Genomic DNA, 7,932 nt, shown 5'->3' with positions numbered 1-7,932 from the left:
GAGGCCTTGAACTTCGACGTGCCGGCAAGCCGCTATCAACCGAGCCAACGTGCGATGCCCGACCGGCTTCCGATCGTCGAATACGACGAGGGTGAGAGCATCCGTTCCGTGTCGAGCACGAAGGCCTACGTCAGTTTCGAGGGGCGGCTCTGGAAAGTCCCGCAAGCCTTCCGAGGTGAGCGGCTGGCTATCCGGCCACTCAGTGCCGACGGAAAGTTCGGAATTTTCTTTGCCGCACATCAGATCGCAGCGATTGATCTGCGCGACCCCAAAACTGTCAACTATGTCCCCGAACAGGTGTAAGCTATGTCTCCGGGCTGAACACTTCGCTCGCAATGACGGCCGAGCAGGCTTCGCTCTGCTCGCCTATCATCCCGGCCTCACTCCGCCAGCACCGCCTGCACGAAGCCGTCGGGGTCGGCGCAGAACTCACGCATCGCCTTGAAATGATCCGTATCCTGCACCGCGACCTTCTCAAGGCCGTATTTGGTCAGCCGCAACAGGGTCGCGCCGGGATAGGCCATCAGGACCGGCGAATGCGTCGCCATCAGCACCTGGCAATGGCTGGAGTCATCCATGCGCCGCATCAGCTTCAGGAACTCGATCTGGCGCGCCGGCGACAGTGCCGATTCCGGCTCGTCGAAAATGTAGATGCCCTGGCGCTGGCAGCGCTCCTCGAAGAAGCGCAGGAACCCCTCGCCATGCGAATGGGACAGGAAGTCGGGCGGCGGCCCGCCGAACGGATCGTCCAGTGCGGCCTGATCGAGATAGCGCGCCACCGAAAAGAAGCTCTCGGCGCGGAAGAACCAGCCTTGCGTGATCTTCGGCAACCAACTCGCGCGCAGCGCGGCGGCGAGTGCGCCGCCCATACGCTCGATCGCACGCCCATGGTCGACCGGCATGTAACCCTTGCCGCCGCCAGCTTCGTCGTAGCCCGCCAGCGCGGCAATGCCTTCGAGCAGGGTCGATTTGCCGGTGCCGTTCTCGCCGACGATGATGGTGATGGCGTTGGTGAAGCTGAGCTCGAACGCGTCCTGCAGGAACGGCAGGCAAAACGGATAGGCCGCGCGATCGGAGATCTTCGCCGGATCGAGCCACAGCCGCTTCAGATAAGGGGCCGGCAGCCGGATCTCGCGTTGCTTCCTCGCCATGACGCCTTCACAACCTCGGTGACATCACCGGCAATCTCGCACATCGCGCCCGCATCGGCCACCGGCCCACGCGGGCTACGCCACGACCTCCAGCACCAGCTCCATCGTCATCAGCACCGGATTGTCGCCGCGGACGAGGCGCCCCCGCGCGAGCGCGCCGGTGTAGTCGACCAGCGCGACGTCAACAGTGGCTTCAAGGCCGTCGTCGCCCGGCGCGATCGCGCCGGCGGTGATGGTCAGCTCCGTCGCGAACGGCTCGACGACGACGCCGTCCTCGAAGCGCGCCCCGATGGTCGAGCCGACGCCGCCGCGAATGCGGGCCTTGCTGATCCCCTGCGCCCGGCAGAACGCTTCCAGGCAACCGGCGAAATCCTGGTTCGGCCGCAGCCGGAGCGCGAAGGCGCGGCAGTCCGTCGTGGCGCCGCTTGGTGCGGCCGCTACCGGCCCGAACAGCTTGAAGCCGGTCTCGACGTCCGGCTCTGCCGTGAAGATCGCGCCGTCGAGCCCGAAGGCGTCGACCTCGAACGGCTCGGCGACGATGGTCTCCTCCGGCAGGATGTGCCCGCCGCCGTTGCGGCTCCCCTCCTCCATCCACAGCGCGTGGCAATGGAAGAATGGCGCGCCGTCGCGCACGCCGAGGGTCATCGTCCCCGTCGACAGGCGCGTCACACCGGCGGGACGATAGGTGTCGCTGTAGAACGCGGCATGATCCGCCGTCTTCGACAGCGCCGGCATCACATAGGCGAACGGTCCGAGCGCACCGCCTTTGATATCGAGCACACCGCCGGCAAAGCCATTGGCCGCAAAGCCGCGGCGCGCGGCGTCCAAGAGCGGCAACCCCTGCTCCATGGTGAAGGTGAACACGCGGCCGCGGGCCTCGACCCACTGGATGCGATCCGCGACGGGCGCACCGGGCTGGGTGATGGATCGCATCACGCGTCAGCCCTGCCTGGTGAGATCGAGCAGGCCGCGCGCCTCGAGCTCGTCGCGCACCAGACGCTTCGGAATCTTGCCATAGCCCGATTTGGGCAACGCGTCCCAGAAGAAGAAGCGCTTCGGCATCTTGTAGCGCGGCAGCTTGGTGGCGAGATAGCCGGCGATCGCGCTCTCGCTCGGCGCGGCCGCACCTTCGCGCGCCACGCAGACGGCAACACCGACCTCGCCCCACACCGGATCGGGCACGCCGAGCACCGCGACCTCGCCGATGTCGGGATGCGTCAGGATCTTTTCCTCGACTTCGCGCGGATAGATGTTGGAGCCACCGGAGATGTACATGTCCGAGGCGCGGCCGGTGATGTAGACGAAGCCCTGCGCATCCATGTGGCCGAGATCGCCGGTGCGAAACCAGCCGTCGCGAAACGCCTTCGCATTGGCGTCGGGATTGTCGTAGTAGCCCGCGAACACGGCCGGACCGATGACGCAGATCTCGCCGGTCTCGCCCGGCTTCAGCTCGCGTCCCTGATCGTCCTGGATCGAGACCTGCATGCCCGTGCGCTCATAGCCGCAGGTGCCGATCCGCGCCTCCGGTCCATCCTCTTCCTCGTGCGCCGCGGCCGGCAACACCGTGATGTTGCCGGTGACCTCGCCGAGGCCGAAATACTGCACGATCACCTTGCCGAGCCGCGCCAGCGCGCGCTTCTGGTCCTCGCGATACATCGGCGCGCCGGCATAGATCACGTGGCGCAGCGAGGAGTGATCGAACTGGTCGACCGCGGGATGCTCGACCATCATCTTCAGGATGGTCGGGACCGTGAACAGGTTGCTGACGCGATGCATCTCGATCAGGCGGAAGGCTTCGGTGATGTCGAACTTCTCGCTCGGCAGCAGCACGGTCTTGGCGCCGCGCGCGCTCTGCATCAGCTGGTGCACGCCGGCGCCGTGCGACAGCGGCGCCACGACGAGAGACGCGTCGTGCTCGGTCGTGCCCGGCGTCAGATCCGCGAGATGATTGGTGATGACGAACGCCATCTGGCCATGCGTCAGCACCGCCGCCTTGGAGCGTCCGGTCGTGCCGGAGGTGAAGAAGAACCAGCAGGGATCGTCATGCTCGACGGCCGCGTTCGCGACGTGTGCGCCGACATGCGCCTTCATTGCGTCGGCCACGGTCCCCGCGCCGAAGCTGCCGCCTTCACCGATGCGCCAGGTGAAGTCAGCAGTCGTCACCGCGGCAGCATGATCCGGAAAGTCGCCGTGGCAGAGAAACGCCTTCGCGCCCGAGGCGGTCGCGAGATAGGCGACCTCGTCCGGCATCAGTCGGAAATTGGTTGGCACCCAGACCGCGCCGAGCCGGAACGCGGCGAACATCGAGACGAACATCTCCTCGCAGTTCTTGGAGTGCACCAGAATGCGATCGCCCTTGGCGATCCCCTGCTCGGCCAGCGCCGCCGCGAGCGCCGAGACCATCGCGTCGACTTCGCGCCAGGTCCACGACCTCTCGCCCCAGACGAAGCCGACGCGGTCGCCAAGCCGGCGGCCATTTTGCGTGACGATATGCGCGAGGTTCATCACCCGGCGGGACATGCGCAGGGGTGCCGGTGTCATCGACAACCTCTCGCACCGCTGCAGCTGACGAACAGAGCCATGGAAGCGTCCCCTCGATCGATCCTTCAGGCGATCTCAGCCGCCCGATACCTTTGGGCCTGTTTATCCCGGTCCTGCTCACCCTCGCAAGGCCGGCCTCCCCATCGCACCCATGCGGTGGCGTGTTTCGAACGGATGCGGATGCCGCGCGACAAACCGTGGCCGGCCGCGCATTTCTTCATATCACCGCGCGCCGAATCTGATTTGAGGACAACCATGATCGATCGTCGCTTCCTGCTTCTCGGCCTCGCTGGCGTGCTCGCCGCTTCTCCGCTGCACGCGCAGGCGCCTGCTTCCAGCGAGCCTGTCGGCATCATGACTGCGATCTACACCCGCGTCGCCAAGGGCAAGGGGGAGGATGGCGGCACCTTCGTCATCGAGGACAAGGTAGCGCGCGCGAAATATCTGTCGAAGTCGCTGGCCGCCCAATGGGCGAAGATGGACGCCCGCACGCCCAAGGGCGAGGTCGGGGCGATCGATTTCGATCCCGTCACGAATTCGCAGGATCCCGATGTCGCCTCGTTCAAGGTGACGTCGGAAATGCAGGACGGCGACAAGGCAACCGTCGCGGTCAGTATTCGCGGCCACCGGACCGAGCGCAAGGAACAGGCCGACGACATCATCCGTTACGACCTCGTGCGCGAAGCGGGCCAATGGAAGATCGACGACATCCGGGGGGCGGTCGATGGCAAGCCATGGTCGATCCGTGCACTGCTGGCGGAGTTCCTCAAGATCACCGAGAAACCTAAACGAAAGTAGAGGCGCATGACTGATGTCCGTGACAACAAGGCCGGGAGCCGCTTCGAGCTCGACATCAACGGCCACGTCGCGTTTGCCAATTACCGGGCCACGCCGCAGGGGGTGATCATCACCCACACCGAGACCCCGCTACCGCTGCGAGGCCGCGGCATCGGTTCGCAGCTCGTGGAAGGTGCCCTCGCGCTGATCCGCGCCGACGGCCGCAAGGTCATCGCGGGCTGCAGCTTCGTCGCCGACTACCTCCGAGACCATCCGGAGAATCGGGACATCATGGCCTGATGGGCCGTGGAATTACCGGGCGAGACGATTGGACGGCGCGCCTTAACGCAATGGCTACCTGGATGGATCAGCAATCCCCCGCCGAGCAAGCAACCAGACCCATGGGGAGAGGCACATGTTCATCACAGCCATTTTCGACGTTCTCAAGCGTTACGTTCACTACCGCACGCAGCTCGCCTATCTCGACCAGCTCGACGAGCGCACGCTGCGCGACATCGGCTTCGACCGCGACCAGCTACATGCGGAGGCCTGGGAACGCGCCGGCTTCGTGCACGTCTGAGGCGCTGGCACAGCCTCACGCCAGACGCGATCCAAGACGACAAAGGCCCGCACGATGGCGGGCCTTTCGCTTCTTGTTCTTGCCGTGAGCGGCGCACGCTCAGTGCTTGATCTCCGGCGGCAGTTTGCCGCCATTGGCGGCGAGCTTGCTCATCACCTGCTTGTGCAGCCACACGTTCATGCTGGCGGAGTCGTTGGTGTCGCCGCTATAGCCGAGCTCCTTGGCGAGCTCCTTGCGCGCAGCGAGGCTCGAATCGATATCGAGTGCCTTCATCAGGTCGACGATCGAGGTTCGCCACTCCAACTTCTCGTGCTTGGCAGCCGCCGCCTTGTCGACGATCGCAGCCACATCGACATTTTGCGGCGCAGCAGCCGGGGCCGCCGTCGGGGACGCAGCCGCGCCGCCTGCCGGCGCGGCACCGCCCGCGGCGGGCGTGCTGCCGCCGGCCGGTGCCGCCTCGGCATGATGGCCGAAAATCGCGCCCATGATCTTTCCGAAAATGCTCATCAATGGCTCCCAATGGATGGTGATCGTAAGAAGAACTCGGCCGGCGGTGTTCCGTTGCGGAGACGCCCGTCGGAGCCGCTCCGCCACCGCCGTGGCCTGCCAAACGCGAACACGGCGACGAATGTGAAGCTTACCCAAGGCGGAATGACGGCGGAACGACTTTATTGGACCATGCTCCAGCTTCTGCGTGGGCGTCCCAGGCCAATGCACTGCGACATTCACAGCCCTCACCGAGGCGTGAGTAGGCGCAGCCTGTTTTGCCACTATCCTGATGACTTCCGTTCGCGAATGGCCGCCCGAGGTTCGTCGCGTCTGGCCATCCGCGAATTTGTTCCAACGAGAAGCGCAGCCCGCCTGCGTGGTTGGGAAGCGCCCTGCGCAAGTTGAGGGAGCACACGACGATGGCTACCTACCATAGCAATGCTGCCTCCCACGTTCGGGCGGCAGACGAGGTCGCGGCTGAGCTGACGATTCGTACGATCGACATGTCGAGCCTGATGCGTGCGCTGCGGCTCGGCTGGGATGACTTCAAGGCGGTGCCGAGTCACGCCGTGATGCTATGTGCGATCTATCCCGTTCTCGGCCTGGTGCTGGCGCGCGCAGTGTTCGGCTATGCGGTGGTGCCGCTGTTGTTTCCGCTGGCGGCCGGCTTCGCCCTGCTCGGCCCGTTCGCCGCGCTCGGTCTCTATGAGCTCAGCAGCCGCCGAGACCGCGGCGAGGACACCAGTGCCTGGGATGCCCTGGAGGTGCTGCGGTCGCCGTCGTTCGGCTCGATGCTCGGACTGGGCACGCTGCTGTTCGCGCTGTTCGTCACCTGGGTCGCGACCGCGCAGGCGATCTACGTCGCAGTGTTCGGCTATGGCGGCGCGACCGGTGTCAGCGATTTCCTGCAGCGGGTCTTCACCACGCCGCAAGGCTGGTGGCTGATCGCGGTCGGCTGTGGCGCAGGCTTCCTGTTCGCGTTGCTGGCGCTGTGCCTCAGCATCGTGTCCTTCCCCTTGATGCTCGACCGTCACGCCGGCGCGCTCGAAGCGGTCGTCACCTCGCTCCGCGTGGCGGCCAAGAACCCAGTTCCGGTTGCGGCCTGGGGCCTCATCGTCGCAGTGCTTCTGGTGGCCGGCACGATCCCGTTCTTCCTCGGTCTCGCCGTCGTGATCCCGGTGCTCGGCCACGCCACCTGGCATCTCTACCGTGAGGCCATCGCGATCCACCCCGACGCCGCCCGGATCGTGCCGCCGGTCCCCCGCAGCTCCAAGCCCGCGGCCGATTTCCCGGCGAACCTGTTCCCATGGCGCTCGCGTGACCAGATGTGAGGACGCAGCGATGAGTTTTCACTGCCGCCGGCCTCCGGGCCGGCGGTCGCGTCGAGCGGCCGCAGAGTGTGGCGGCGCTCACGAAATCCGACGCCAATGTGATCGAAAGGCCTTGCTGCTGCCGCGGTTACGCCCGACATGGAGCACGCCCAGCAACGCTTTTTGAATCCATTGCCGTCCAGGTGTTTCGATGATTGCTCGCGTTCTCGCCGTGTCCGCTCTTGCCTGTCTCGCTGCCCTTACCCCCCTGTCAGCGCCAGCGCACGCCGCGGTACCTTGCGGCAACGGCAATTTCGACGGCTGGCTCGCCGAGTTCAAGACCGAGGCTGCGGCCAAGGGCATCTCGCAAAACACGATCAATGCGGCGCTGACGGGCGTGACGCCGGACCAAAGCGTGCTGAACCGCGACCGCGGTCAGAAGGTGTTCAGCCAGACCTTCGAGGAGTTCTCCGGGCGCATGGTGCCGCCGCGCCTGACCCGCGGCTCCAACATGCTGAAGCAATACGGCTCGGTGCTGTCGCGGATCGAGCAGAGCTACGGCGTGCCCGGCGAGGTGCTGGTCGCGATCTGGGGCCTCGAGACCGATTTCGGCGTCAATGTCGGCAAGTTCCCGACCATCCGTGCGCTCGCGACCTTGGCCTATGACTGCCGCCGCGCCGAGCAGTTTCGCGGCGAGTTGCTGGATGCGCTGCGGATCGTCGACCGCGGCGATCTCCAGCCGGCCGAGATGCGCGGCGCCTGGGCCGGCGAGATCGGACAGACCCAGTTCATGCCGTCGTCCTGGATCAAATATGCCGTCGATTTCGACGGCAATGGCCGGCGCGACCTGATCCGCAGCGCGCCTGACGTTCTCGCCTCCACGGCGAACTATTTGAAGGGTTATGGCTGGCAGAAGGGCAAGGACTGGGAGCCCGGCGGCCCGAATTTTGCGGTCATCCAGCAGTGGAACAAGAGCGAGGTCTATGCGCGGACGATCGCGACCTTCGCAACGCAGCTGGCGCGGGCGCCATAGCCTGCCCGGAAAAAGGCCGATCGCGGTGACGCGATCGGCCCTTGGTTCAAC

The 7,932-nt window shown here is 65.7% G+C and carries 9 protein-coding genes and 1 pseudogene; 6 read left to right on the top strand and 4 right to left on the bottom strand.

Annotated elements, in window-relative coordinates:
• A pseudogene (locus ACQR0U_RS26275) lies at positions 1-303 on the top strand (IS481 family transposase); the annotation flags it as partial.
• 77 nt (positions 304-380) lie between these two features.
• Here ACQR0U_RS26275 and ACQR0U_RS26270 read toward each other — a convergent pair.
• The 3 genes from ACQR0U_RS26270 to ACQR0U_RS26260 all read right to left on the bottom strand — a co-directional run bounded on the left by ACQR0U_RS26270 (position 381) and on the right by ACQR0U_RS26260 (position 3,692).
• Entirely contained in the window at positions 381-1,151 is a 771-nt protein-coding gene (locus ACQR0U_RS26270) for an AAA family ATPase (RefSeq protein WP_315827535.1), read from the bottom strand.
• A gap of 75 nt (positions 1,152-1,226) precedes the next feature.
• Positions 1,227-2,084 (bottom strand): PCC domain-containing protein, encoded by an 858-nt coding sequence (locus tag ACQR0U_RS26265; protein WP_315827534.1) that lies wholly within the window; start codon positions 2,082-2,084, stop codon positions 1,227-1,229.
• 6 nt (positions 2,085-2,090) lie between these two features.
• Positions 2,091-3,692 carry an acyl-CoA synthetase gene (locus ACQR0U_RS26260; protein ID WP_434843723.1) on the bottom strand — a complete coding sequence of 534 codons (1,602 nt, stop codon included), beginning with the start codon at positions 3,690-3,692 and terminating at the stop codon, positions 2,091-2,093.
• Between the two features lie 255 nt (positions 3,693-3,947).
• Here ACQR0U_RS26260 and ACQR0U_RS26255 point away from each other — a divergent pair, with 255 nt between their 5' ends.
• The 3 genes from ACQR0U_RS26255 to ACQR0U_RS26245 all read left to right on the top strand — a co-directional run bounded on the left by ACQR0U_RS26255 (position 3,948) and on the right by ACQR0U_RS26245 (position 5,049).
• Positions 3,948-4,490, top strand: a complete 543-nt coding sequence (locus tag ACQR0U_RS26255; RefSeq protein WP_434843724.1) for a DUF3828 domain-containing protein — start codon at positions 3,948-3,950, stop codon at positions 4,488-4,490.
• 6 nt (positions 4,491-4,496) lie between these two features.
• Complete coding sequence (locus tag ACQR0U_RS26250) at positions 4,497-4,769, top strand: GNAT family N-acetyltransferase (protein ID WP_315711742.1); 273 nt, start codon at positions 4,497-4,499, stop codon at positions 4,767-4,769.
• Positions 4,770-4,884: 115 nt separating this feature from the next.
• Positions 4,885-5,049 carry a DUF1127 domain-containing protein gene (locus ACQR0U_RS26245; protein ID WP_315751025.1) on the top strand — a complete coding sequence of 55 codons (165 nt, stop codon included), beginning with the start codon at positions 4,885-4,887 and terminating at the stop codon, positions 5,047-5,049.
• Between the two features lie 99 nt (positions 5,050-5,148).
• Here the strand turns inward: ACQR0U_RS26245 and ACQR0U_RS26240 are convergent, their stop codons facing one another.
• Positions 5,149-5,556, bottom strand: coding sequence for a DUF3597 domain-containing protein (locus ACQR0U_RS26240; protein ID WP_315711740.1), 408 nt, complete (start codon positions 5,554-5,556; stop codon positions 5,149-5,151).
• A gap of 401 nt (positions 5,557-5,957) precedes the next feature.
• On the opposite strand from ACQR0U_RS26240, the gene ACQR0U_RS26235 reads away from it, so the two are divergent.
• Positions 5,958-6,869 carry a DUF2189 domain-containing protein gene (locus ACQR0U_RS26235; RefSeq protein ID WP_315711738.1) on the top strand — a complete coding sequence of 304 codons (912 nt, stop codon included), beginning with the start codon at positions 5,958-5,960 and terminating at the stop codon, positions 6,867-6,869.
• A gap of 190 nt (positions 6,870-7,059) precedes the next feature.
• A complete protein-coding gene (locus ACQR0U_RS26230) occupies positions 7,060-7,881 on the top strand; it encodes a lytic murein transglycosylase (RefSeq protein ID WP_315711736.1) in 822 nt (273 codons plus the stop codon).
• The last annotated feature ends 51 nt before the right edge of the window (positions 7,882-7,932 follow it).

It is taken from the genome of Bradyrhizobium sp. HKCCYLRH3097 (genome assembly GCF_051167875.1).
GTDB lineage: Bacteria > Pseudomonadota > Alphaproteobacteria > Rhizobiales > Xanthobacteraceae > Bradyrhizobium.
Note: the sequence above shows the minus strand (reverse complement) of the source record. Positions and strands in the feature narration are given on the sequence as shown.

Bases quoted from the DNA above. Each gene is read 5' to 3' on its own strand.
- ACQR0U_RS26270 (WP_315827535.1), bottom strand. From the start codon at position 1,151: ATGGCGAGGAAGCAACGCGAGATCCGGCTGCCGGCCCCTTATCTGAAG.
- ACQR0U_RS26265 (WP_315827534.1), bottom strand. From the start codon at position 2,084: ATGCGATCCATCACCCAGCCCGGTGCGCCCGTCGCGGATCGCATCCAG.
- ACQR0U_RS26260 (WP_434843723.1), bottom strand. From the start codon at position 3,692: ATGACACCGGCACCCCTGCGCATGTCCCGCCGGGTGATGAACCTCGCG.
- ACQR0U_RS26255 (WP_434843724.1), top strand. From the start codon at position 3,948: ATGATCGATCGTCGCTTCCTGCTTCTCGGCCTCGCTGGCGTGCTCGCC.
- ACQR0U_RS26250 (WP_315711742.1), top strand. From the start codon at position 4,497: ATGACTGATGTCCGTGACAACAAGGCCGGGAGCCGCTTCGAGCTCGAC.
- ACQR0U_RS26245 (WP_315751025.1), top strand. From the start codon at position 4,885: ATGTTCATCACAGCCATTTTCGACGTTCTCAAGCGTTACGTTCACTAC.
- ACQR0U_RS26240 (WP_315711740.1), bottom strand. From the start codon at position 5,556: ATGAGCATTTTCGGAAAGATCATGGGCGCGATTTTCGGCCATCATGCC.
- ACQR0U_RS26235 (WP_315711738.1), top strand. From the start codon at position 5,958: ATGGCTACCTACCATAGCAATGCTGCCTCCCACGTTCGGGCGGCAGAC.
- ACQR0U_RS26230 (WP_315711736.1), top strand. From the start codon at position 7,060: ATGATTGCTCGCGTTCTCGCCGTGTCCGCTCTTGCCTGTCTCGCTGCC.